This is a genomic window from Enterobacter sp. 118C5, from assembly GCF_034107645.1.
GTDB classification, from domain to species: Bacteria; Pseudomonadota; Gammaproteobacteria; order Enterobacterales; family Enterobacteriaceae; genus Enterobacter; species Enterobacter nematophilus.
On record NZ_JAWNEU010000023.1, the window covers coordinates 1 to 22,599 of the forward strand.

Annotated in this window: 24 protein-coding genes, 1 other RNA gene, 1 pseudogene and 1 other annotated feature (1 of these 27 only partly in view); of the genes and pseudogenes, 13 read left to right on the plus strand and 13 right to left on the minus strand. The window is 53.5% G+C overall.

Translation table 11 applies throughout. The annotated features are described in order from the left end of the window. Nucleotides 1–415: 415 nt before the first annotated feature. The 3 genes and pseudogenes from UTO39_RS21560 to smpB all read right to left on the minus strand — a co-directional run. Nucleotides 416–1,600, minus strand: a pseudogene (locus UTO39_RS21560) (integrase domain-containing protein); the annotation flags it as partial. Nucleotides 1,601–1,768: 168 nt separating this feature from the next. Beyond that, nucleotides 1,769–2,132, minus strand: a transfer-messenger RNA (tmRNA) gene (gene ssrA, locus UTO39_RS21565). Nucleotides 2,133–2,221: 89 nt separating this feature from the next. Then, nucleotides 2,222–2,704, minus strand: coding sequence for an SsrA-binding protein SmpB (gene smpB, locus UTO39_RS21570; RefSeq protein WP_008502505.1), 483 nt, complete (start codon nucleotides 2,702–2,704; stop codon nucleotides 2,222–2,224). A gap of 156 nt (nucleotides 2,705–2,860) precedes the next feature. On the opposite strand from smpB, the gene UTO39_RS21575 reads away from it, so the two are divergent. Together UTO39_RS21575 and UTO39_RS21580 are read left to right on the plus strand one after the other, a co-directional pair. Continuing rightward, a complete protein-coding gene (locus tag UTO39_RS21575) occupies nucleotides 2,861–3,298 on the plus strand; it encodes a type II toxin-antitoxin system RatA family toxin (RefSeq protein WP_008502504.1) in 438 nt (145 codons plus the stop codon). Next, nucleotides 3,288–3,575 (plus strand): RnfH family protein, encoded by a 288-nt coding sequence (locus tag UTO39_RS21580; RefSeq protein ID WP_320728070.1) that lies wholly within the window; start codon nucleotides 3,288–3,290, stop codon nucleotides 3,573–3,575. Before UTO39_RS21575 ends, UTO39_RS21580 begins: the two co-directional genes overlap by 11 nt. 102 nt (nucleotides 3,576–3,677) lie before the next feature. On the opposite strand, the gene bamE is transcribed toward UTO39_RS21580, so the two are convergent. The 3 genes from bamE to nadK all read right to left on the minus strand — a co-directional run bounded on the left by bamE (nucleotide 3,678) and on the right by nadK (nucleotide 6,780). Continuing rightward, nucleotides 3,678–4,016, minus strand: coding sequence for an outer membrane protein assembly factor BamE (gene bamE, locus UTO39_RS21585; RefSeq protein ID WP_028014132.1), 339 nt, complete (start codon nucleotides 4,014–4,016; stop codon nucleotides 3,678–3,680). A gap of 138 nt (nucleotides 4,017–4,154) precedes the next feature. Beyond that, nucleotides 4,155–5,816 carry a DNA repair protein RecN gene (gene recN, locus UTO39_RS21590; RefSeq protein WP_320728071.1) on the minus strand — a complete coding sequence of 554 codons (1,662 nt, stop codon included), beginning with the start codon at nucleotides 5,814–5,816 and terminating at the stop codon, nucleotides 4,155–4,157. 85 nt (nucleotides 5,817–5,901) lie between these two features. After that, nucleotides 5,902–6,780 carry an NAD(+) kinase gene (gene nadK, locus UTO39_RS21595; RefSeq protein ID WP_008502500.1) on the minus strand — a complete coding sequence of 293 codons (879 nt, stop codon included), beginning with the start codon at nucleotides 6,778–6,780 and terminating at the stop codon, nucleotides 5,902–5,904. Nucleotides 6,781–6,902: 122 nt separating this feature from the next. On the opposite strand from nadK, the gene grpE reads away from it, so the two are divergent. After that, nucleotides 6,903–7,496, plus strand: coding sequence for a nucleotide exchange factor GrpE (gene grpE / locus UTO39_RS21600; RefSeq protein WP_032644906.1), 594 nt, complete (start codon nucleotides 6,903–6,905; stop codon nucleotides 7,494–7,496). A 51-nt stretch (nucleotides 7,497–7,547) separates the two neighbouring features. On the opposite strand, the gene UTO39_RS21605 is transcribed toward grpE, so the two are convergent. Both UTO39_RS21605 and UTO39_RS21610 read right to left on the minus strand, forming a co-directional pair. Beyond that, on the minus strand, nucleotides 7,548–8,834 hold the full coding sequence (locus UTO39_RS21605; RefSeq protein ID WP_032644905.1) for an HlyC/CorC family transporter: 1,287 nt from the start codon (nucleotides 8,832–8,834) through the stop codon (nucleotides 7,548–7,550). 19 nt (nucleotides 8,835–8,853) lie between these two features. Then, nucleotides 8,854–9,645 carry an inner membrane protein YpjD gene (locus tag UTO39_RS21610; protein WP_061099630.1) on the minus strand — a complete coding sequence of 264 codons (792 nt, stop codon included), beginning with the start codon at nucleotides 9,643–9,645 and terminating at the stop codon, nucleotides 8,854–8,856. 166 nt (nucleotides 9,646–9,811) lie between these two features. Here UTO39_RS21610 and ffh point away from each other — a divergent pair, with 166 nt between their 5' ends. The 7 genes from ffh to UTO39_RS21645 all read left to right on the plus strand — a co-directional run bounded on the left by ffh (nucleotide 9,812) and on the right by UTO39_RS21645 (nucleotide 15,230). After that, complete coding sequence (ffh, locus tag UTO39_RS21615; RefSeq protein ID WP_003863132.1) at nucleotides 9,812–11,173, plus strand: signal recognition particle protein; 1,362 nt, start codon at nucleotides 9,812–9,814, stop codon at nucleotides 11,171–11,173. A gap of 116 nt (nucleotides 11,174–11,289) precedes the next feature. Then, nucleotides 11,290–11,538 (plus strand): 30S ribosomal protein S16, encoded by a 249-nt coding sequence (gene rpsP / locus UTO39_RS21620; protein ID WP_022649067.1) that lies wholly within the window; start codon nucleotides 11,290–11,292, stop codon nucleotides 11,536–11,538. A 15-nt stretch (nucleotides 11,539–11,553) separates the two neighbouring features. Next, nucleotides 11,554–12,093, plus strand: a complete 540-nt coding sequence (rimM, locus tag UTO39_RS21625; protein WP_003863136.1) for a ribosome maturation factor RimM — start codon at nucleotides 11,554–11,556, stop codon at nucleotides 12,091–12,093. A 31-nt stretch (nucleotides 12,094–12,124) separates the two neighbouring features. Next, the gene (gene trmD, locus UTO39_RS21630) at nucleotides 12,125–12,892 is read left to right on the plus strand and encodes a tRNA (guanosine(37)-N1)-methyltransferase TrmD (protein ID WP_223536248.1); all 768 of its coding nucleotides are present in this window, start codon (nucleotides 12,125–12,127) and stop codon (nucleotides 12,890–12,892) included. Between the two features lie 43 nt (nucleotides 12,893–12,935). Further along, nucleotides 12,936–13,283 carry a 50S ribosomal protein L19 gene (gene rplS / locus UTO39_RS21635; protein WP_002914145.1) on the plus strand — a complete coding sequence of 116 codons (348 nt, stop codon included), beginning with the start codon at nucleotides 12,936–12,938 and terminating at the stop codon, nucleotides 13,281–13,283. Nucleotides 13,284–13,415: 132 nt separating this feature from the next. Further along, complete coding sequence (locus tag UTO39_RS21640; RefSeq protein ID WP_320728072.1) at nucleotides 13,416–13,820, plus strand: DUF2946 domain-containing protein; 405 nt, start codon at nucleotides 13,416–13,418, stop codon at nucleotides 13,818–13,820. Nucleotides 13,821–13,859: 39 nt separating this feature from the next. Continuing rightward, the gene (locus UTO39_RS21645) at nucleotides 13,860–15,230 is read left to right on the plus strand and encodes a PepSY-associated TM helix domain-containing protein (RefSeq protein WP_320728073.1); all 1,371 of its coding nucleotides are present in this window, start codon (nucleotides 13,860–13,862) and stop codon (nucleotides 15,228–15,230) included. 2 nt (nucleotides 15,231–15,232) lie between these two features. Here UTO39_RS21645 and UTO39_RS21650 read toward each other — a convergent pair whose 3' ends face one another. From UTO39_RS21650 to UTO39_RS21665, 4 genes are all read right to left on the minus strand, one after another. Beyond that, the gene (locus UTO39_RS21650; RefSeq protein ID WP_320728074.1) at nucleotides 15,233–15,718 is read right to left on the minus strand and encodes an OmpA family protein; all 486 of its coding nucleotides are present in this window, start codon (nucleotides 15,716–15,718) and stop codon (nucleotides 15,233–15,235) included. A gap of 12 nt (nucleotides 15,719–15,730) precedes the next feature. Continuing rightward, nucleotides 15,731–16,951: a diguanylate cyclase DgcN gene (gene dgcN, locus UTO39_RS21655; protein ID WP_061097345.1), complete on the minus strand. Its 1,221-nt coding sequence runs from the start codon at nucleotides 16,949–16,951 to the stop codon at nucleotides 15,731–15,733. Next, nucleotides 16,944–17,405 carry a YfiR family protein gene (locus UTO39_RS21660; protein WP_407065114.1) on the minus strand — a complete coding sequence of 154 codons (462 nt, stop codon included), beginning with the start codon at nucleotides 17,403–17,405 and terminating at the stop codon, nucleotides 16,944–16,946. Before UTO39_RS21660 ends, dgcN begins: the two co-directional genes overlap by 8 nt. Nucleotides 17,406–17,633: 228 nt before the next feature. Beyond that, on the minus strand, nucleotides 17,634–18,008 hold the full coding sequence (locus UTO39_RS21665) for a DUF2799 domain-containing protein (RefSeq protein ID WP_061097347.1): 375 nt from the start codon (nucleotides 18,006–18,008) through the stop codon (nucleotides 17,634–17,636). A 213-nt stretch (nucleotides 18,009–18,221) separates the two neighbouring features. Between UTO39_RS21665 and aroF the strand changes: the two genes are divergently transcribed. The 3 genes from aroF to UTO39_RS21680 are packed head-to-tail and all read left to right on the plus strand — an operon-like array spanning nucleotide 18,222 to nucleotide 21,357. Then, entirely contained in the window at nucleotides 18,222–19,292 is a 1,071-nt protein-coding gene (gene aroF, locus UTO39_RS21670) for a 3-deoxy-7-phosphoheptulonate synthase AroF (RefSeq protein WP_320728075.1), read from the plus strand. A gap of 10 nt (nucleotides 19,293–19,302) precedes the next feature. Beyond that, nucleotides 19,303–20,424 (plus strand): bifunctional chorismate mutase/prephenate dehydrogenase, encoded by a 1,122-nt coding sequence (gene tyrA / locus UTO39_RS21675; protein WP_028014119.1) that lies wholly within the window; start codon nucleotides 19,303–19,305, stop codon nucleotides 20,422–20,424. 60 nt (nucleotides 20,425–20,484) lie between these two features. Further along, nucleotides 20,485–21,357 (plus strand): SMP-30/gluconolactonase/LRE family protein, encoded by an 873-nt coding sequence (locus UTO39_RS21680; protein WP_320728076.1) that lies wholly within the window; start codon nucleotides 20,485–20,487, stop codon nucleotides 21,355–21,357. On the opposite strand, the gene pheA is transcribed toward UTO39_RS21680, so the two are convergent. Continuing rightward, on the minus strand, nucleotides 21,354–22,514 hold the full coding sequence (pheA, locus tag UTO39_RS21685; RefSeq protein WP_061097350.1) for a bifunctional chorismate mutase/prephenate dehydratase: 1,161 nt from the start codon (nucleotides 22,512–22,514) through the stop codon (nucleotides 21,354–21,356). The two genes, UTO39_RS21680 and pheA, sit on opposite strands and share 4 nt — an antisense overlap. 30 nt (nucleotides 22,515–22,544) lie before the next feature. After that, nucleotides 22,545–22,599, minus strand: a sequence feature (Phe leader region); it runs 71 nt beyond the window's last position.

Below are 22,599 nucleotides of genomic sequence, written 5' to 3' on the forward strand. Positions count from 1 at the left end.
GATGATATATCTAAAGCATTAAATTCCGAGTTGAAGTTTATTAAAAATATTTACGGTTATTCTTTACCGAAATTTTTAAATCTTGCACAGGACATTGTCAATACAATAAATTACGAGAATAAATATGACTTTAGTGCGGATTATGGCTTCTTAGCATCTCAAATAGAAAACTATCATCTAAATCCGAGTCTTGCAGTGCTCGAAGAGATGGGCATTCCGGTTCAATTACTAGAAAGACTAAGTTTCGATATTAAGGAAGCATTGGAATTGGATGATTTGATCGAAAAGGTAAAGGTGTTTTATCGCAAGGGAACGTATTTTTCTGAACTCGAATCTTACTTTGTAAAAAGGGCTTTAATTGATTGAGATTATTTATAAAGGAGGTTTTACCACCCTCCTTTATAATTCTAATTGTTTTTGATTTGAAGAAACAGCCCCACCAATCCATCAAATCAAAACGTTGAGTTAAATATATGGAGCGATTATATGCTCTTCGGACTTCATTTTTATCAGAATGGACCAGTGCTGCTTCAATAACATCTGCATTGAATCCCTGCTCATTGAGTGCTGTACTTGCTATGGAACGTAGACCATGAGCAACCAACTTTCCACCATAGCCAATCCGTTTTAAAGCGGCATTAGCAGTTTGGCTATTCATGAACTGCTTTGGATCATTTCTGCTTGGGAAAATATATTCACGATGAGCGCTAATTGGCTTCATCACTTCCAGAATATCTAATGCCTGCGGCGATAGGGGAACAATATGCTCACGCTTGGCATTCATCCGCTCGGCTGGAATAGTCCAGAGCTTTGCATCGAGATCGATCTCAGCCCAACGTGCACCGGAGGCCTCAGAAGGGCGCACGAGTGTCAAAAATTGCCATTCAATCAGTCAGCGAGTCGAAACAGAGAGATTTGACATCACTAGAGAACGCATGCGTTTTGGCAATTCTTCGGGTCGTAGGGTTGGCATGTTCTGTTTCTTGGGTTTCTCAAATGCCATACCAATACCAGATGTAGGGTTGGCATCAATCAGACCAGTGTTTCTAGCATAAATCATTATCTCGTTAATGCGCTGCACCAGTCGACGTACAATCTTAGCGTCCCACGTGCTTCGATTGGCTTAAGCGCTTCAACCAGTGTTCGGGCTTTGATTTGCTGGACAGAGAGCTTACCGATGGCTGGGAATACATCCTTCTCCAGTGAGCGCTAAATGTCGTTTGCGTAATCAGAGGTAACGCTTTTGCTCTTTAGCTTGAACCAGTTTGCGGCGAATGTTGAAAAATACAGTCCAGCGCGATTTGCTGATGTTCCTCTACATCTTCAGCTTGAATTTGTGGGGCGATCTCGTTGCCTAATAAGGCAAGGCAATCAGCTCTCAACCCTAGGGGTTCAGCAAGCGATAGTGAAGGGAAAGTACCGAGTTCCATCATTGTACGCTGCTTCGCTGCCGGACGTTGTTGGCGAAAGCGCCAGAGTTTCTTGCCAATGGTTTTCACTATCAGAAAAGCCCATTGCCAACACGCAGCGTTGGAACCTTCTCTTACGCCTTAGCGCGCAGAACTTCGGCTTTGGTCAACGGGTGTGTAGTACGTGGCACTATGGCCGCTCCTTCATGAATTGGTATAGCTAAACGTATACCAATACTCACCGGATTTAGCCGGATTGTTCTCGGACAACGACAGGCACAAAAAAGCCCGCAGGGCTTGCGCCATGCGGGCTTTCAGGACTTCATCAGTCGACTCTGGTGATCGCCGATGGAGAATTTTGGTGGAGCTGGCGGGAGTTGAACCCGCGTCCGAAATTTCTACATCCTCGGTACTACATGCTTAGTTTGTCTTTACATTCGCACGCCAGCTGCGGACAGACACGCCACTAACGAACTAGCCTGATTAGTTTTAACGTTTCAACCCCAGGCAGGGCTTCCACGCGATCTCTTTTGGGTTTGACCTCTCTTTGATCCCCGTCTTAAGAGCGGAAGCTAGGGAGAGAGGGCTCAGAGCAGGTTATTAAGCTGCTAAAGCGTAGTTTTCGTCGTTTGCGACTATTTTTTTGCGGCTTTTAACGAGGCAAACCGCCCCTCGGCATGCACCTTGGGTTTCGCAAATCCCGTCGAATCCAGAATCAGCCCCAATAGTGTTTAACTCAGTATACCAGATTTCACTTCCTGGATACCAGCCCGGAACGCTAACTTATTGAATAGTACAATAAGTGTGCAGAATCAACGTCCTGCGTTTTTCATGATGCGCGCTTTATCCAACTGCCACTCGCGCTCTTTCAGGTCAGTACGCTTGTCGTGCTGTTTTTTACCTTTGGCGACGCCAACTTTCACTTTGCACCAGGCGTTTTTCCAGTACAGCGACAGGGCAACCACGGTGAAACCTTCACGGTTGATGCGTCCGTAGAGGGATTCCAGCTCACGCTTGTTCAGCAGCAGCTTACGGGTGCGCGTTGGATCACACACGTAGTGTGACGAGGCGACGGTCAGCGGCGTAAAGTTTGCGCCGAACAGGAAGGCTTCGCCATCTTTCAGGATCACGTAGCTGTCGCCGATGTTGGCTTTCCCGGCGCGCAGCGATTTTACTTCCCAGCCCTGCAACGCAAGGCCAGCTTCGAATTCTTCTTCAATGAAATACTCATGGCGAGCACGCTTGTTGAGCGCAATGGTCGCCGAGCCTGGTTTATGTGCTTTTTTCTTCGTCATAAGTGTCGTAAAGCCGTCGGTAATCTGATTTCAAAAAGTCACCTCATTGCGTCCTGTGAGGTCTAACGCGCTATCTTAGCACGAGATGAGGCTTAGCGTTTTTTTAACAGGTGATAAATGTTATTATTTGTCCGTTGTGTGACCATGGAAAATGCTATGCCTCAGATTAGCCGTACTGCGCTCGTTCCTTACAGCGCGGAACAAATGTATCAGTTAGTGAACGATGTTCAGTCTTATCCAGAATTTATCCCGGGATGTACCGGGAGCCGCGTTCTGGAGTCAGGCCCGACGCAGATGACTGCGGCGGTGGATGTCTCCAAAGCGGGGATCAGCAAGACGTTCACCACCCGCAATACGCTGACTAACAATCAGAGTATTTTGATGCATCTTGTGGATGGTCCATTTAAGACCCTGATGGGTGGCTGGAAGTTTACGCCCCTGAGCGCTGACGCCTGCCGCATTGAGTTCCATCTGGACTTTGAGTTCACCAATAAGCTGATTGAGCTGGCGTTTGGCCGCATCTTTAAAGAGCTGGCGTCAAATATGGTTCAGGCGTTCACCACCCGCGCCAAAGAGGTTTACAGTGTCGCATAAGATCGCTGTGGAAGTGGTGTACGCGCTGCCGGAAAAGCAGTACCTGCAGCGCGTAATGCTGGAAGAGGGGGCAACCGTAGAGGCGGCTATCCTCGCGTCCGGCATCCTTGAGCTTCGCAGCGATATCGACCTGGCGAAGAATAAGGTCGGGATTTACAGCCGTCCTGTGAAGCTGGGCGACGTGTTGAAAGAGGGCGACCGGGTGGAGATTTATCGTCCGCTGATTGCTGACCCGAAAGAGCTGCGTCGCCAGCGCGCGGAGAAGGCGGCTAAGTAGCGTGTTTCCCCCTTACCCTATTCCTCTTCCCAAAGGGGCGAAGGGATAAAGAAAAACAAAAAAGGTGCTCATTGAGCACCTTTTTGCATTTTTGGCTTCTGATTATTTGGTCAGGGCTGGTTTGTTGTCGATGTTGGTCAACACACCGGCGCTACTGAAGGTCAGCGTCAGGGTCTGCTGGGTCACGCTTTCGTGGCCTGGCTGCTGACGGAATACATAAAACCAGGTGTTAGTGCCGAACGGATCGGTCATCATCGGGGTTCCCAGTGCATAAGCGACCTGCTGTTGTGTCATCCCCACGCGGATTTTGGACACATCGTTAGGGGTAAGATAGTTCCCCTGGTTGATGTCAGGACGGTAAACCACTTTCTCCAGAGTGGAACAGCCTGCGGTCAACATCAGAAGAACCGCTGCGGCAGCGGTCAGCATTTTACAACGCATAGTGATTTGATTCCTTTTCGGGCCCGAGCAGAACGCGGCTCATATGTAATATGCCGATGATAATAGACCTTGCCCCACTTTGAAACCGGTCTGGCGGCGTTTTTGTTGTTCTGTATGACCCTGAGATCCCGAAAAAGTTTATGCCGCCAGCAGTTCTTTCGCGTTCGCGAGGGTATTACGCGTGACTTCACTGCCGCCGAGCAGGCGCGCCAGCTCCTGCAGACGTGCGCGTTTATCCAGCGGCTTCATGTGCGTTTCGGTCATTTCGCCGTCGGTTTCTTTACTGACGATGAAGTGATGATGACCACAGCCCGCGACCTGCGGCAGGTGGGTGACACACATCACCTGCGTTGATTCACCTAGCTGACGCAGAAGTTTGCCCACCACTGCCGCCGTTGGGCCGCTGATGCCGACATCCACTTCATCGAAAATCAGCGCCGGGGTTTCCATTTTACGCGCGGTAATCACCTGAATCGCCAGCGCTATACGCGACAGTTCACCGCCGGATGCCACTTTGGAGATAGCCTGTAGCGGCTGGCCCGGGTTGGTGGTGACGCGGAACTCGATACGATCTGCCCCTTCTGCCGTCAGGTGGTTCTCTTCAAAACGGACATCAATGGTGAACACGCCGTGCGGCATCGCCAGCGTGTGCATGCTGTCGGTGATGTGCTGGCTGAGTTCCTGAGCGTAATGCTGACGGATCTCATGCAGTTTTTTCGCCGTGGTCAGCGCCTGCTGATGATGCAGGTTCACGGCCAGAGAGAGGGTTTCCTGCGAATCCGCCTGATCGTCAAGCTGCTGCTGTTCTTCGAGCAGAGACTGATAGTAGCCAGGCAGTTCTTCCGGCGTAACATGGTGCTTGCGCGCCAGTGAAATTTGACGAGAAAGGCGCTGCTCCAGCTCAAACAGACGGTTCGGGTCGAGGTCCAGCCGCTCACAGTAGTGACGCAGTTCGTCACTGGCTTCTGAGATTTGAATCGCGGCCTCTTCCAGCATATCCAGTACGCCAGAAAGTTTATTGTCCATGCCGACCAGTTCGGTGACCAGTTGACGGACATTATAAAGCTGGCTCTGCAGGTTTACATCTTCGCCATCTGCCAGCATGTTGAGGGCATTCTGGCTGGTTGAGAGCAGGTGGCCGCTGTTGGCGAGGCGCTTGTACTCTTCGTCAATTTGTTCAAACTCACCCGGCTGCGGGTTGAATTCGTTCAGCTCTTTTAGCTGGTATGCCAGCAGCTCCGCGCGCGCGGCGCGCTCCTGGCTTTGCTGCTGGTGCTGGGCGAGCTCGCGGCAGCTTTGATGCCATTGGCGATAGTGCTCCGCCATAAGCTGAGTAAGCGCGTACTCACCCGCATAGCCATCAAGCAGCGCTTTCTGCTGCTCTGGTTTAACGAGTTGCTGATGCGCATGCTGACCGTGGATTTGGATTAGCAACTGGCCGAGTTCGCGGAGCTGGGAGAGCGGGACCGCCGTGCCGTTGATAAAGCCACGCGAGCGTCCGTCGCTGCTGATCACGCGGCGAAGTAAACACTCACGTCCATCTTCAAGCTGGTTCTGTTCCAGCCAGCGCAGGGCAGCAGGGGTGTCTTTCAGGGAGAAACGTGCGCAAAGATCGGCACGGTTTGCGCCCATGCGCACCATGTCGCCCTCTGCACGGCCGCCAAGGCACAAGCCGAGGGCATCAATGGCAATGGATTTACCCGCACCGGTTTCCCCGGTGATCGCCGTCATGCCGCTGTGGAAATCGATCTCAAGCTCACGAACAATGGCAAAGTTGCTGATGGTCAGTTGTGCCAGCATAATTGTTTTCCTGTATGAAAAACCATAACTGTGTTTTCATACAGTATAAACTGGTTTTTTATACAGTAAAGTACTGGATGCAAAATCAGAACAATTTTTTTGACCAGCCAAGCTTCGAGCTTAATGTATTGAAATAGCTGTAATCTTTCGGGTGAATCAAATTCAGGTGGTAATCACACCGGCGAATAAGAACATCTTCACCTTCCTGGATCGGCAGCGCGATCTGGCTGTCGCAGCTGATCTCGAGGTCGTTACGGCGGTGCGAGAAGCGCAGACGTATCGTGCTGTCGCCGTTAATCACCAGCGGCCGGGCGGAGAGCGTGTGCGGGAACATCGGCACCAGGGTAATAGCATCCAGAGAGGGCGTCAGAATCGGGCCGCCCGCAGAAAGCGAGTAGGCGGTTGAGCCGGTTGGGGTGGAGATAATCAGCCCGTCAGAACGCTGGGAGAAGGCAAAAATCTCGTCGATATAAACTTCGAACTCGATCATGTGCGCCACTTTACCGGGGTGAAGCACCACCTCGTTAATCGCGGTGCTGATGCGCTTCTGACAGTCCTGCTGGCACACCTGTGCTTCCAGTAAAAAGCGTTTTTCGCTGATATAGTGACCTTCCAGCACGTCGGCCAGCTGCTGTTGCGCGTTGTCCGGGTCGAGGTCGGTTAAAAAGCCGAGATTGCCGCGGTTGATACCGATGACCTTGATGTCATAGCGCGCCAGCGTGCGTGCCGCGCCGAGCATGTTGCCGTCGCCGCCCACCACCACGGCGAGATCGGCCTGTTGGCCAATTTCCGCCAGCGTGCCGGTTTTGACGCTCTTCAGCTGCAGCTCCTGCGCAATCTGCTGCTCGACCATCACTTCATAGCCTTTGCTACACAACCAGCGATACAACATTTCATGTGTCGTCAATGCGGTAGGGTGACGCGGATGCCCGACGATCCCAATACACCTGAAATGATTATTCATTTTCTGGAGGTCCTTGTGCCTGATGAATGATGACAATCTCTCTTGTTCCCTTGAATCCAGGAAACTGATCCCCATAATAAGCGAAGTTAGCGAGATGAATGCAGAAAAACGCGGAGAAATTCATGAGTAGTAAAGAACAGAAAACGCCTGAGGGGCAAGCCCCTGAAGAAATTATCACGGAACAGCACGATGAAGTTGAGGCTGTAGAGCCAGACGCATCTGCTGAGCAGGTGGACCCGCGCGATGAAAAAATTGCGAATCTGGAAGCCCAACTGGTAGAAGCACAGAATCGCGAACGCGACACCGTTCTGCGCATCAAGGCGGAAATGGAAAACCTGCGTCGTCGTACCGAGCAGGACGTTGAGAAAGCGCATAAATTTGCGCTGGAGAAATTCGTTAACGAACTTCTGCCGGTGATCGATAGCCTCGACCGCGCGCTGGAAGTGGCTGATAAAGCGAATCCGGACAACGCGGCGATGATCGAAGGTATCGAACTGACGCTGAAATCCATGCTCGACGTGGTGCGTAAGTTTGGCGTGGAAGTGATTGCGGATACCGATGTCCCGCTGGATCCAAACGTTCACCAGGCCATCGCGATGGTGGAATCTGAAGAGATTGAAGCCGGTAAAGTGCTGGGCGTGATGCAGAAAGGTTACACCCTGAACGGCCGTACCATTCGCGCTGCGATGGTGACCGTGGCGAAAGCGAAAGCGTAATTTGCTACCTGTAGTGCCGGGTGGCGGCATTCGCCTTACCCGGCCTACGTTTTATTCGGCAATACTTTCCCGAAGTGGCGTGACGGGCAGCACCTTCACCTGCTTAATCATATTGTCCTGCACGTCCAGGATATCAATATCGTACTGCTCAATGCGCACCCGCGTGCCCGCCGCCGGGATCTCTTCCAGCGCTTCCAGAATCATCCCGTTCATGGTACGAGCTTCATCTTCCGGCAAATGCCAGTTAAAGGCTTTGTTGAGTTCCCGAATGTTCGCGCTGCCGTCAATCAGCACCGAACCGTCGTTTTGCGGGGTCACCTCTTCTGCAAGTGAAGGCGACATCGACGTGGTAAAGTCCCCGACAATCTCTTCCAGAATATCTTCGACCGTCACCAGCCCCTGAATATCGCCGTACTCGTTGACCACCAGGCCGACTTTCTTCTTGTTGCGCTGGAATTTAACCAGCTGCGTGCTGAGCGGCGTTCCTTCCGGCACGTAGTAAATCTCGTCGGCGGCGCGCAGCATCACCTCTTTGGTGAACTCTTTTTTCTCGGTCATCAGACGGTAGGCTTCGCGCACGCGCAGCATGCTGATCGCGTCATCCAGCGAGTCGCGATAGAGCACGATGCGCCCGTGCGGGGAGTGCGTCAGCTGGCGGACAATAGCTTTCCAGTCGTCATTGATGTCGATACCGACGATTTCGTTACGCGGCACCATGATGTCGTTCACGCTAACCTTTTCCAGATCCAGCACCGACAGGAGCATGTCCTGATTGCGACGGGAGATCTGCGAGCGGGATTCGTTCACGATGGTGCGCAGCTCTTCTTTGCTGAGCGCGCTGCTGATAGTGACGTCGGCTTTAATCCCCACCATCCGCATCAAAACGCGCGTGACCATGTTCAACAGCCAGACCAGCGGCATCATCAGGATCTGCAGCGGCGCCAGCAGGAAGCTGCTCGGGTAGGCCACCTTTTCCGGGTAAAGCGCGGCGATGGTTTTTGGCAGCACTTCGGCAAACACCAGCACCACAAACGTCAGCACGCCGGTGGCAATCGCCACCCCGGCGTTGCCGTACAGGCGCATCCCGACGATGGTACCGAGGGCAGAGGCCAGAATGTTGACAAGGTTGTTGCCGATAAGCACCAGGCTTATCAGCCGATCCGGCTTGCGGAGCAGTTTTTCAACGCGACGGGCGGCACGGTTACCCTGTTTAGCACGATGACGCAACCGGTAACGGTTTAAGGTCATCATGCCGGTTTCCGAGCCGGAGAAATAGGCGGAGATGACCACCATGACGATCAGGATAACGATCAGCGTGGTGGTAGAGATGTGTTCCAGGGGGAACTCCTTTTATAACTTAGCCAGCAAATTGCTGTATGAAGCGGCTGCCAAAATAGGCAAGGGTGAGAATGCCCGCACCCGCGACGTTGAACCAGACGACGCGACGACCGCGCCAGCCTTCATGATAATGGCCCCACAACAGGACAATATAGACAAACCACGCGATGATGGAGAGCACTGCTTTATCGATATTCTCCACGCTGAACAGGTTCTTCATGTAAAACAGGCCCGTGCAGAGCGTGAGCGTCAGCAGCACCACGCCTATCTGGGTGATGTGGAACATCTTACGCTCAATGACCATCAGCGGCGGCATTTCATGGTTGAACGCCAGCTTTTTGTTTTTCAACTGGTAGTCAATCCAGGCGAGCTGCATGGCGTAAAGCGCGGCGATAATCAGCGTCGCGTAGGCAAACAGCGACAGGCCGATGTGCACGAGCATTCCCGGCGTTGCCTCCAGATGCGTAATGAATTCATTAGGCATAAAGGTGGCTAAAGCCAGATTGATCAGCGCGAAGGTATAGACAATCGGCAGCAGCAGCCAGCCGCGATTTTTAGACGCGACGATGGTCATGACCGTACAGATCATCAGGCTGACCAGCGAGCCTACGTTGAGGGCGCTCAGATTTTGTACGCTGCCGTCGCCGGGAATAATGCGTGATTCCAGCGCAAACGCGTGGCTTATCAGTGCGATGACCGCCGAAAGAATAGCCATGCGCCGCCAGCCGCTGTTTTTTTGCAGCAGTCCGGGAATAATCAGCGCGAGGCTGACAGAGTAGGCAACAAGGGCGATCAGTGCGAAAACAGGCATATGGGCATCGACAGTTGTCTTAATAAGAAAGAGAAGCAGTATAACGTTACGTGACGCCTGCTCCAACCGTTGCATAACAACAAAGGCGCCTTCATGTTATACTCCGGCAAAATTCTGTGTATGTGTCGCTCAATGCGGCCCAACGTTTCTACTCAGGCGAGAGACAATGTTTGATAATTTAACCGATCGTTTGTCGCGCACGCTGCGCAACATCAGCGGCCGCGGACGCCTTACTGAAGAGAACATCAAGGAAACGCTGCGCGAAGTGCGCATGGCGCTGCTGGAAGCAGACGTGGCGTTGCCGGTTGTTCGTGATTTTATCAACCGCGTAAAAGAGAAGGCGGTTGGTCATGAAGTTAACAAGAGCCTGACCCCGGGTCAGGAGTTCGTCAAAATCGTTCGTAACGAACTGGTTTCGGCGATGGGCGAAGAGAACCAGGTGCTTAACCTGGCGGCTCAGCCGCCGGCCGTGGTGCTGATGGCGGGCCTGCAGGGTGCGGGTAAAACCACCAGCGTCGGTAAGCTGGGTAAATTCCTGCGCGAAAAGCACAAGAAGAAAGTGCTGGTGGTCTCTGCGGACGTCTATCGCCCGGCGGCGATCAAGCAGCTGGAAACGCTGGCCGAGCAGGTCGGCGTGGATTTCTTCCCGTCCGACGTTGCCCAGAAGCCTGTCGACATCGTTAACGCCGCGCTGAAAGAAGCGAAGCTGAAGTTCTACGACGTGCTGCTGGTGGATACCGCCGGTCGTCTGCACGTCGACGAAGCGATGATGGACGAGATCAAGCAGGTGCATGCCTCTATCAACCCGGTAGAGACCCTGTTTGTTGTCGACGCCATGACCGGTCAGGATGCGGCGAATACCGCGAAAGCGTTTAACGAAGCGCTGCCGTTAACCGGCGTGGTGCTGACCAAAGTGGACGGTGACGCCCGCGGCGGTGCGGCCCTTTCGATTCGTCATATCACCGGTAAGCCGATTAAATTCCTCGGCGTGGGCGAGAAAACCGAAGCGCTGGAGCCGTTCCACCCGGACCGTATCGCCTCCCGTATCCTCGGCATGGGCGACGTGCTGTCGCTGATCGAAGATATCGAGAGCAAGGTTGACCGCGCGCAGGCCGAGAAGCTGGCCAGCAAGCTGAAAAAAGGCGATGGTTTCGATCTGACCGACTTCCTTGAGCAACTGCGTCAGATGAAAAACATGGGCGGCATGGCAAGCCTGATGGGCAAACTGCCGGGGATGGGCCAGATCCCTGACAACGTCAAATCCCAGATGGATGACAAAGTGCTGGTGCGTATGGAGGCGATCATTAACTCCATGACGCTGAAAGAACGCGCCAAGCCAGAGATCATCAAAGGTTCCCGTAAGCGCCGTATCGCAGCCGGCTGCGGCATGCAGGTGCAGGACGTTAACCGCCTTCTGAAACAGTTCGACGACATGCAGCGCATGATGAAGAAAATGAAGAAAGGCGGCATGGCGAAGATGATGCGAGGCATGAAAGGGATGATGCCCCCTGGTTTTCCAGGACGTTAATCGCTTTTGAGATTGCTTTTTGCCCGAAAATGAGTAAAATTTTCGGGCTTTTAATATGACACCCGGGCTCCGTTCCTCGATGGGGCCCGGTTGTTTTATTCACACAAGAGGATGTTATGGTAACTATTCGTTTAGCACGTCACGGCGCTAAAAAGCGTCCGTTCTACCAGGTTGTTGTGACTGACAGCCGTAATGCACGCAACGGTCGCTTCATCGAGCGCGTTGGTTTCTTCAACCCACTGGCCTCTGGCGCAGAAGAAGAAACCCGTCTGGATCTGGATCGTATCGCTCACTGGGTTGGCCAGGGCGCTACTGTTTCCGATCGCGTTGCTACGCTGATCAAAGCAGCAAACAAAGCAGCTTAATCTGTCACGGTGGTCATGATGAGCAATAAAGCACCTGTTGAACCGATCGTATTGGGAAAAATGGGTTCTTGCTACGGTATCCGTGGTTGGCTCAGAGTGTTTTCCTCCACTGAAGACGCTGATAGCATTTTTGATTACCAGCCCTGGTTCATCCAGAAAGCCGGTAAGTGGGAAGAGGTCGAGCTGGAAAGCTGGCGTCACCACAATCAGGACATCATCATCAAGCTGAAAGGCATTGACGATCGTGATGCCGCGAATGCGCTGACTAATTGTGAAATTGTCGTGGATTCGTCGCAGTTGCCACAGCTGGAAGAGGGCGACTACTACTGGAAAGACCTTATGGGTTGCCAGGTAGTCACTACTGAAGGCTACAGCCTGGGGAAAGTCATCGATATGATGGAAACCGGGTCAAATGACGTTCTCGTCATTAAGGCAAACCTGAAAGATGCATTTGGCATCAAGGAGCGGCTGGTTCCGTTCCTCGATGGACAGGTTATCAAGAAAGTCGATCTCACTACTCAAACCATTGAAGTAGATTGGGATCCTGGTTTTTAAATTCTCCGGATAAACGGTAAAAGACGGCGCTATGTGGATTGGCATAATTAGCCTGTTTCCTGAAATGTTCCGCGCGATTACCGATTACGGGGTAACTGGCCGGGCAGTAAAGAATGGCCTGCTGAGCATCCAGAGCTGGAGTCCTCGTGACTTTACTCATGACCGGCACCGTACCGTGGACGATCGTCCTTACGGCGGCGGACCGGGGATGCTAATGATGGTGCAACCCTTACGGGACGCCATTCACACAGCAAAAGCCGCGGCAGGTGAAGGCGCAAAGGTGATTTATCTGTCACCTCAGGGACGCAAGCTTGATCAAGCGGGCGTGAGCGAACTGGCGACGAATCAAAAGCTGATTCTGGTCTGTGGACGCTACGAAGGGATAGATGAGCGCGTGATTCAAACCGAGATTGACGAAGAATGGTCTATCGGCGATTACGTTCTCAGCGGTGGTGAGTTACCGGCAATGACGCTGATTGACTCCGTCGCCCGGTTCATTCCGGGGGTACTGGGCCATGAAGCTTCGGCAACGGAAGATTCCTTTGCCGATGGGGTGCTGGACTGTCCACACTATACTCGTCCTGAAGTGTTAGAAGGGATGGAAGTACCGGCAGTGTTACTGTCAGGAAACCATGCCGAGATACGTCGCTGGCGTTTGAAGCAGTCGCTGGGCCGAACCTGGCTTAGAAGACCTGAACTTCTGGAAAACCTGGCTCTGACTGAAGAGCAAGCAAAGTTGCTGGCCGAGTTCAAAACCGAACACGCGCACCAGCAGCATGAACATGATGGGAATGCGTAATACGCTCCCGAATATCAGTTTACCCAGGATAAGAGATTAAATTATGAGCAACATTATTAAGCAACTTGAACAAGAGCAGATGAAGCAGGACGTACCTTCCTTCCGTCCAGGTGACACCGTGGAAGTGAAAGTATGGGTCGTTGAAGGTTCCAAAAAACGTCTGCAGGCATTCGAGGGCGTGGTTATCGCTATTCGTAACCGCGGTCTGCACTCTGCATTCACTGTTCGTAAAATTTCCAACGGCGAAGGCGTTGAGCGTGTCTTCCAGACTCACTCTCCGGTAGTTGACAGCATTGCTGTTAAACGTCGTGGTGCTGTACGTAAAGCTAAACTGTACTACCTGCGTGAGCGTACTGGTAAGTCTGCTCGTATTAAAGAGCGTCTGAACTAAGATTCGCTTAAGCGACATCCTGTTAGAAAGGGCTGGCCGAAAGGCTGGCCCTTTTTTTATCCCATCGCACCTCTCGCGTTAACCCTTTCGTCATAAATCATTTACAATGCTTGCCTCTTCGGTGGAGGGTAAGTGGAAAACGTACTGCATCAGCCTAAACGTAAACGCGCAGCGGCATTGACCGCGCTGTTTGCGATCCTGCTGATCGTGATTGCGCCGCTTATCTCCGTCTCGCTGCAGAAAGACCCTATGAGCGCCATGCCGGGTATGCATCATGACATGAGCATGATGTCGATGGACGAGCATCATAGCGATATGCCGCATTCCATGCCTGTCGACCATGCGGAAGCGTGCGGCTACTGCGTGCTGTTAGCCCACGTGCCGGGCGTGATGCTCGCGCTGATTGTGTTGCTCAGTATCGTGCTGCAAAGGCTGCGCGTTAAGCCGCCGCGTCAGGCGGTTAGCTACTGGCACTTTTTCCCCTGGCTTTACCCCGATACCCGCGCGCCGCCGCGGCAGCCTGCTTTTTCCCTTTAAAAACTAAATCGATAACTTTTTGCCTTAAAAAGGAAAAGTATGACTACCTGCACGCCGCGCGCGGCATGGGGAAACCTGCTGCGTCGCCTCCATTTCTACGTCGGGCTGTTTGTCGGCCCGTTTATCTTCTTCGCCGCGCTGACCGGTACGCTGTACGTGGCGACCCCGCAGCTCGAGAATGCGCTCTACCGGCACGCGCTCCATACGAATTCCGTGGGCGAGCCGAAGCCGCTGGCGGAACAAATCGCCATGGCGGAAAAAGCCGTTGGCTCAGATTTGCGTTTACACGCCGTTCGTCCGGGGCTGGTTGAGGGTGAAACCACCCGCGTGATGTTTGCTGACCCTGCGCTTGGCCCATCGGAAAACCGGGCGATCTTTATCGATCCGGTAAGCCTGGCGGTGCTCGGGGATATGACGGTATACGGCACCAGCGGGATTTTACCGCTGCGTCAGACCATTGATTATCTGCATACCTCTCTGATGCTGGGCGATATCGGGCGGCTCTATAGCGAACTGGCCGCTTCCTGGATGTGGGTGGCCGCGCTGGGAGGGATTGCCCTGTGGTTTTATACCCGACCAAAACGCCGGATTAACAATCGCTTCCAGAATCGTCGTCGGGTGCATGTGACGCTCGGCTGGTTATTACTGGGGGGCATGCTGCTCTTCTCTGCAACCGGCCTGACCTGGTCCCAGTGGGCGGGGGGGAACGTTGATAAGCTGCGCGCTGAGATGAACTGGCTCACCCCGCAGGTGAACACGACGCTCTCCGGCGTGGCGGAGAGCGTGGATGAGCACGTCGAACACCGTGGCCATCATGGCGGAATGGTGATGCCGGAAATGGCGATGGATCTGACGCAGTTTGATGGCGTGTTAAGCGCGGCGCGTAAGGCGGGGATTGATGCCAACAGGCTGGAGATCCGCCCGGCAAAAACGATGGATCGCGCATGGACAGTGACGGAAATCGACCGCAGCTGGCCCACTCAGGTGGACGCCGTTGCGGTTGATCCCGGTACGATGCAGATCCTGGACAGAACCCGATTCGAGGATTTCCCGCTCATGGCAAAACTGACCCGCTGGGGCGTGGATTTCCATATGGGGATCTTATTCGGGCTGGTGAATCAGCTGCTGCTCGTTGCCTTCGGCCTTGCCCTGTGCGTGCTTATCATCTGGGGATACCGGATGTGGTGGATGCGTCGTCCGGCACAGTCGGCAATGAATCCGGTGCAGACGCTTTCTCAGAGCTGGCTGGCGCTGTCAGGGTGGGGAAGAGGAGTTACTGTGATCATCAGCGCGCTGCTGGGGCTGGCTTTGCCGGTGATGGGCGTGAGTCTGGCGCTGTTTGTCCTGATTGACTGGCTGCGCTGGCGAGCGGCAACAGGCGTGTCGCTCACCGAATCATCCGCTAAATAATCCTATGGCGTGCTGATAACCACTGACACCCGGCGGTTTTCAGCGCGCCCTTGCGCAGTGCTGTTGCTTGCAATCGGGTATTTTTTTCCTAATCCCCGGGTGGTGAGATTAGTGCGCGGGATACTCGCGCCCTTCGCCCACGCGTCGGCAACGGCATCGGCGCGTTTTAACGACAGGGCTTCGTTGTAACTTTCTTCACCGTAGTTATCCGTATGACCGTCCATTCGCGCGTGATTCAGGCCAGTTTTCGCCAGACGAGAGGCCATGGATTGGATCTGGGTTTCACTTTCCGGGCGCAGTCTGGCGTCATTCTTATCAAAGAGGATGGTATCTGACAGCCCCAGAGACCAGTCGCCGTTCAGTTCGTTAAAACCGTAAGACTTCATCGCCGCGATTTGCTCAGGTGTGAATTTGCCCTGGGGCGGCGACTGGCAGCCAGCCAGAACCAGTGAGGCCATAACTAACGGCGCGAAGTATCGTTTTAACATAGAATTTCCTTTCTAACTTATTGTTTTTGTACGCTGGTTTTTAACCTGGTACATATTGCGGTCGGCTTTCTCCAGTAATGCTTCAACGGACGCATTTTCCCACGCCAGAGCAAAGCCAATGCTGAGTGACATCGATGCTTTTAGTCCGTTATGCAGATCAAACGGACGGATAAACTGCTGCGCTAGCGCAGCACAAATGTGTTGAACCTCAGTCTCAGAATGCACGCCGTAGAGCACCATGGCAAATTCGTCACCGCCAAGGCGGTAGGACTGATGGCGTTTATCGCCAAACTCCATCATCCTGCTGGCGACTTCAATCAATACGCAGTCTCCTGCCGCGTGTCCCCAGGTGTCGTTGATAAACTTAAAATTGTCACCGTCGAGGAAGAGCAGGGCCGAGTTTGTTCTTGCGGAAGGGTCATTCATTAACGCCGCAATGCTGTTACGGAACGCCGCGCGGTTGGCAAGACCGGTAAGCGGGTCGTGCATGGCGGTACGCAGCAGCTGAGCGTTTTTCGCCTGGAGCTTAAGCTGCCACTCTTCCATCTCATCCAGCAGGCTGTTGAAGTCTTCACCAAACTGATGAAATTCTTCGATACGGCCATCTTTCACCCGGCGGGAGAAGTTGCGGTTTGTGCGCACGTCATGCACAACGTCGGTGATATTTTGCAGCGCCGTTACCATGCCGCGGTGCAGAGAGTGGGTAATGGTGAGCGCGACGACGGTTGCAAAAAGAATACAGCCGGTGAGGACGGCAAACGACATCCAGATGAAATGACTGATAAGACTGTCACGCGCGGTAAGGCGAATTTCGCCGATTGCCGCGCCGTTATGCATGATTGGCTGCGCAACCGGAACGGGGAAAAGCCAGCGGCTCACCAGCGCACCCAGCGTGTCGTTATTATCCTTTGGGTTCCAGGACCAGTAGGCAAAGCGCTTTTTATGCCCGTTGATGACTTCTGCAACGGCAAACTGCCCCTGCTTACCCAGCGCAGCAAGCGTTTCGTTGGCTGCCAGTGAATCGTTGAAAACCAGTGAGGCTTCAAGGCTGTGGCTCATTGTGGCGCCGGTTAATTCGAGATTTTTTTGCGCGTATTGTTTTAATGTTACGACCGAGGCAAAACAGAGCAACAGCCATATTAACGTCATCGTGATGATGACGCTTATCATGCTGTTTCGCCTCAGCGTTCTTTTAAACGTCGGACGCGGCGTCGAGGTGAAATCTTTATCCATGCTGCTTATTCCGTGCAAGCATTAATACATCCGGGCTGACCCTGACGCCACTGCGCGTCAACGCATCCAGATTGACGGAAAACCGCACCTGGCCACGATCGATTATCAGGCAAAAAGCACTGCCAATAACACATTCCGGATTTTGCTCTGAGATTAATAGCAATGCTCTGCCCTGATATTGACTTATTAATTCAAGTTGTTTCGCAGGTGGTTCAGTCCCGAAATAAACAGCATCGCATGTCGCGGCCAGGGCTTCCCGATCGTTACGTACAATAACGGGGGTATAGGGTAACTCATTATGCCCCTGGTCTCCGCTGAGCGCGTGCGTATAGTGAGAAGTGGCATAGATGCAGAGTTTAGGCTGACCGGAAAGCGACGGCCATCGCGTATAGCTCACTATGCCTGAGACAATAGAACGTACCGATTTATCTGTCTCCGTGAGCGCGCCTGCCATCGCCGGGCCCACCATAAGGAACAGCATTAGCACCAGAGTGAGTCGGAACAAAGAGTTCAAGTATAAATTTCTCACCAGAATCCGCCGCACCGCTCCGGAAATAGATGTCCTTAAGAGTTGCGGGCAGAATACCATTGTTTATCAGAACCGTCATTATGTCAGAAATAGCCCATGGCTGACCTAAGCTAAATCCTACAGTTGTTTATTTTTCAAAGAATAAAAGCAGACTTAATTAAGCCTGCTGGAACGCATACTTTCATCCATTCCTTTTTGCCATGACGCATGCAGTTTCGCTGCATTTTCAACGGTATCACAACTGGCTGGATAAGATTTGCCCGCTAATCCCCAGGCATGAATAAAGCCTTCTTCGCATACTTTCTTCTGACCATCAGCATAGCCACGGAGATATTCACTCCGATCGATGTTGGGGTCGTTAAGACTATCGGCCAGGGTCTGGTTATCTTTAACCGGCAGGCCATTCATGGCGTCTTCTTTACCCGCAGTGAACCAATCCGGGCTCGTCCAGTTGGGCTGGAAAGTGTAAGGATTAATCTGGCAGCCCGATAAAAACAGCGACAGCAGGACGAAAGCAATCGATCGCATAATCCTTCTCCTCTTTCTTCAGCATAGCCTGGCGGGAGAAAATTAGTGTGTAATTTAAACTTTACGGTTTTGATGGCTGATTTTTGCATTTAATTCGTCTATGTAAACTAATGTGTACGTATTTTGGATTGAAATGTTTACTTTTTATGGTATCGTGGTTTCACCTCACTGAGGAAAACAACTATCGCAAACGAGCTTTACAGGATCGCTATCATGCAAAAAGACGCGCTGAACAACGTACATATCACTGACGAACAGGTTTTGATTACCCCGGATCAACTGAAAGCGGAGTTTCCGCTGAGCGCCGCGCAGGAGGCTCAGATCGAGCATTCTCGCCAGACCATTTCTGACATTATCGCCGGCCGCGATCCGCGCCTGCTGGTGGTATGTGGTCCTTGCTCTATTCACGATCCTGAAACCGCCATTGAGTATGCTCGTCGATTTAAAGCATTAGCGGAGGAGGTCAGCGATAGCCTCTATCTGGTAATGCGCGTCTATTTTGAGAAGCCACGTACGACCGTCGGCTGGAAAGGGTTGATTAACGATCCGCACATGGATGGCTCGTTTGATGTGGAAGCAGGCCTGAAGATTGCGCGTCGCCTGCTGGTGGAGCTGGTCAGCATGGGGCTGCCTCTGGCAACCGAAGCGCTGGATCCGAACAGCCCGCAATACCTGGGCGATCTGTTCAGCTGGTCCGCGATTGGTGCGCGTACGACTGAATCGCAAACCCACCGCGAGATGGCGTCTGGCCTGTCGATGCCGGTTGGCTTTAAAAACGGTACCGATGGCAGCCTGGCGACGGCGATCAACGCCATGCGCGCTGCCGCCATGCCGCACCGCTTTGTCGGTATCAACCAGGCGGGCCAGGTGTGTCTGCTGCAAACGCAGGGCAACCCGGACGGCCATGTGATCCTGCGCGGCGGTAAAGCGCCAAACTACAGCCCGGCGGACGTGGCGCAGTGTGAAAAAGAGATGGAACAGGCGGGACTGCGTCCGGCACTGATGGTAGATTGCAGTCATGGTAATTCGAATAAAGATTACCGTCGCCAGCCAGCGGTTGCGGAATCCGTGGTCGCACAGATCAAAGACGGAAACCGTTCTATTATCGGCCTGATGATTGAGAGCAACATTCATGAAGGTAATCAGTCATCAGAACAGCCGCGCAGCGCGATGAAGTACGGCGTCTCCGTGACGGATGCCTGCATCAGCTGGGAAACCACCGATGCGCTGCTGCGTGAGATCCATAAAGATTTAAGCGGCCAGCTGGCGACGCGTCTGGCTTAAGAGGGTAGTTATGGTTGCTGAATTGACCGCACTGCGCGATCAAATTGATGAAGTGGATAAGGCGCTGCTGGACCTGCTGGCGCGCCGCATGGCGCTGGTTGCCGAAGTCGGTGAGGTGAAAAGCAAATACGGCCTGCCGATTTACGTCCCGGAGCGCGAAGCCTCAATGCTGGCCTCCCGTCGTAAAGAGGCCCAGGCGCTGGGCGTTTCGCCGGATTTGATTGAAGATGTTCTGCGCCGCGTGATGCGGGAATCCTACTCCAGCGAAAACGACAAGGGCTTTAAAACCCTCTGTCCGTCCCTGCGTCCGGTGGTGATTGTTGGCGGAGCAGGACAGATGGGGCGTCTGTTCGAGAAAATGCTGACGCTTTCTGGCTATCAGGTGCGCATTCTGGAAAAAGAGGACTGGGCACAAGCACCGGAACTGATGAAAGATGCCGGAATGGTTATCGTCAGCGTGCCGATCCACGTGACGGAGCAGATCATCGGGAAGCTCCCGCCTTTACCGAAAGACTGCATTCTGGTGGATCTGGCTTCCGTCAAAAACGGTCCGCTGCAGGCAATGCTGGCTGCGCATACGGGCCCGGTGCTGGGCCTGCACCCGATGTTTGGCCCGGACAGCGGCAGCCTGGCGAAGCAGGTGGTGGTTTACTGCGACGGCCGCCAGCCGGAAGCCTACCAGTGGTTCCTGGAACAGATTCAGGTCTGGGGGGCGAGGCTGCACCGCATCAGCGCGGTCGAGCACGATCAGAACATGGCGTTTATTCAGGCGCTGCGCCACTTTGCGACCTTTGCCTACGGTCTGCATCTGGCGGAAGAGAACGTGCAGCTTGAACAGCTGCTGGCGCTCTCTTCACCAATCTATCGTCTTGAGCTGGCGATGGTCGGGCGTCTGTTTGCGCAGGATCCCCAGCTTTACGCCGACATCATTATGTCGTCTGAAAATAACCTGGCGCTGATCAAGCGCTACTATCAGCGCTTTGGCGAAGCCATTACGCTGCTGGAGCACGGAGACAAGCAGGCGTTTATCGACAGCTTCCGCAAAGTGGAGCACTGGTTCGGCGATTACGCTACGCGTTTCCAGAGTGAAAGCCGCACGCTGTTGCGCCAGGCAAATGACAGTCGCCAGTAATCCAATGATGTATATACTGAAAGCCAGCAATGCTGGCTTTTTTCATTTTGGGGAACTGTCATGGCTGAACCGCAGTTGCTGTTGAACTACACCGGGCATCTGCCCGAATGCCCAACGTGGAGCGCAGAAGAAAATGCGCTTTACTGGGCGGATATTCTGGAAGGGGAGATCCACCGCTACCACCTGCCGACGGCGGAACATACCGTGCTTTCCTTCCATGAAGAGGTGGGCTGCTTTGCCCTGCGCGAGCGAGGCGGCTTTATCGTCGCTATGCGCAACGGCATCTGGCTTGCCGATAAGCATGGGCTCCTGCAGCGCAAGGTGTGCGATAACCCCTCAAACCCGCAGCTTGCGCGTTTTAATGATGGGGGGACCGACCATCAGGGGCGCTTCTATGCGGGCACGTTCTGGGGACCGGGAGATTACAACGGCGCGCTGCTGATGCGCATCGACAACAATCTGACACCGAAAGTGATCCAGTGTGATATTCACGGGCATAACGGCTTAGCGTTTAGCCCGGATAAGCGGTGGATGTTTACCTCTGATACGCCAAACGGCGTTATATACCGCACGCCAGTTGATGAACAGGGTGAACCCGGCAGGCGTGAGGTATTTCGTCAGTTTAAAGCGGGAGAAGGGATACCCGACGGCGCGGCGATGGATGTGGAAGGCTGCTACTGGAGCGCGCTGTTTGACGGCTGGCGTATCGCGCGTTTTTCACCGCAGGGGGAGCAACTGGAAGAATACCGCATGCCGGCGCGTTGCCCGACGATGGTCTGCTTTGGCGGCGATGACATGAAAACGCTGTTTATTACCACCACGCGGGAAAATATGGGTGCGGAGGAGGTGGCGAAGTATCCGCTTTCCGGTGCCATCTTCACCCTGCCGGTTAATGTGGCAGGGATGAAGAAAAGCCGTTTTATTGAATGCTAGCTTGGATCGACCGGAACGACGTTTTCGCTCGGATAGCAGCCCAGCACTTTCATTGAACGGGTAATTTCACCCAGTTCTCGCAGGGCTTTCTGCATGGAGGCAGATTCCAGGTTGGCCTGGATATCGAGGTAAAACATCTCTTCCCATGGATTACCGTGGATTGGGCGTGATTCCAGCCTGGTCATGATCAGATTATGGTTGCGCAGCACCAGCAGGGCTTCTACCAGTGCGCCCGCCTGCTGGCCGGTCGCCATCAGCAGCGTGGTTTTCGCCGGCACCTGGTCTGATACGTTGATTGCCTTGCGGGCCAGCACCACGAAGCGGGTGATGTTTTGCGTCTGGTTAGCAAGATTGCGTTCCAGAACCTGTAAGCCATAAAGCGCGCCGCCCGCTTCGCTGCCGAGCGCCGCAACGGTTGGGGAGTTGGCCTGCGCCACTTTTTCCATTGCCGCCGAGGTGCTTTCGGTGTACTCAATTTTCCAGTTCGGATAGCGGTTCAGGAACTGGCTGCACTGCTGGAACGGCTGCGGATGGCTGTACACGGTTTCGATCGTGCTCAGGTCGGTTGAGCCGGAGACCAGCACGCAGTGATCGATAGGGATCGTCAGTTCGCCGACCAGAGACAGGCTGGTGTGCTGCAGTAAATCGTAGACGTCGTTAATGGCACCGGAGCTGGTGTTTTCAATCGGCACGACGGCGTAATCCGCCTGGCCGGTCTCAACCTGGTTAAAAATATCGGCGAATTTTGCGCAGCCGCTTTCAATAAACTCTTCGAAATGGCGCGCGGCATACTGACGTGCGGCCAGGTGAGAGTAGGAGCCTTTAGGCCCGAGGAAGGCGATGCGCGCCGAGTGCGGGTTGGTTTTGTTCAGATGCTGCTGGAGTAACGCTTGCTGGGTGAGTACAGAGTCTTCAATGATGAGCTGGAACAGCCGGGTGATGTAATGGGCATCGAGGTGATGCGCTTTACCGAGCTGGATCAGACGCTCCAGCAGATCGCGCTCGCGGTCGATATCACGCACCGGGCGATGGGAGTCCAGCTTGGCTTTGCCCACTTCAATGGCGAGCGCGCGGCGTTCGGCCAGCAGCGCCAGTAATTTTTCATCCAGCGCGCTGATTTTTACTCGCAGATCCAGTAACGGGTTTTCCGGTGTCATAGTGTTGCCTGTCTCATTTTATCGTTATCAATAAAAAAGGCCCCCCGGTGTGGGAGGCCTTGTTGTTCGTCTTCGCATTCTTTAT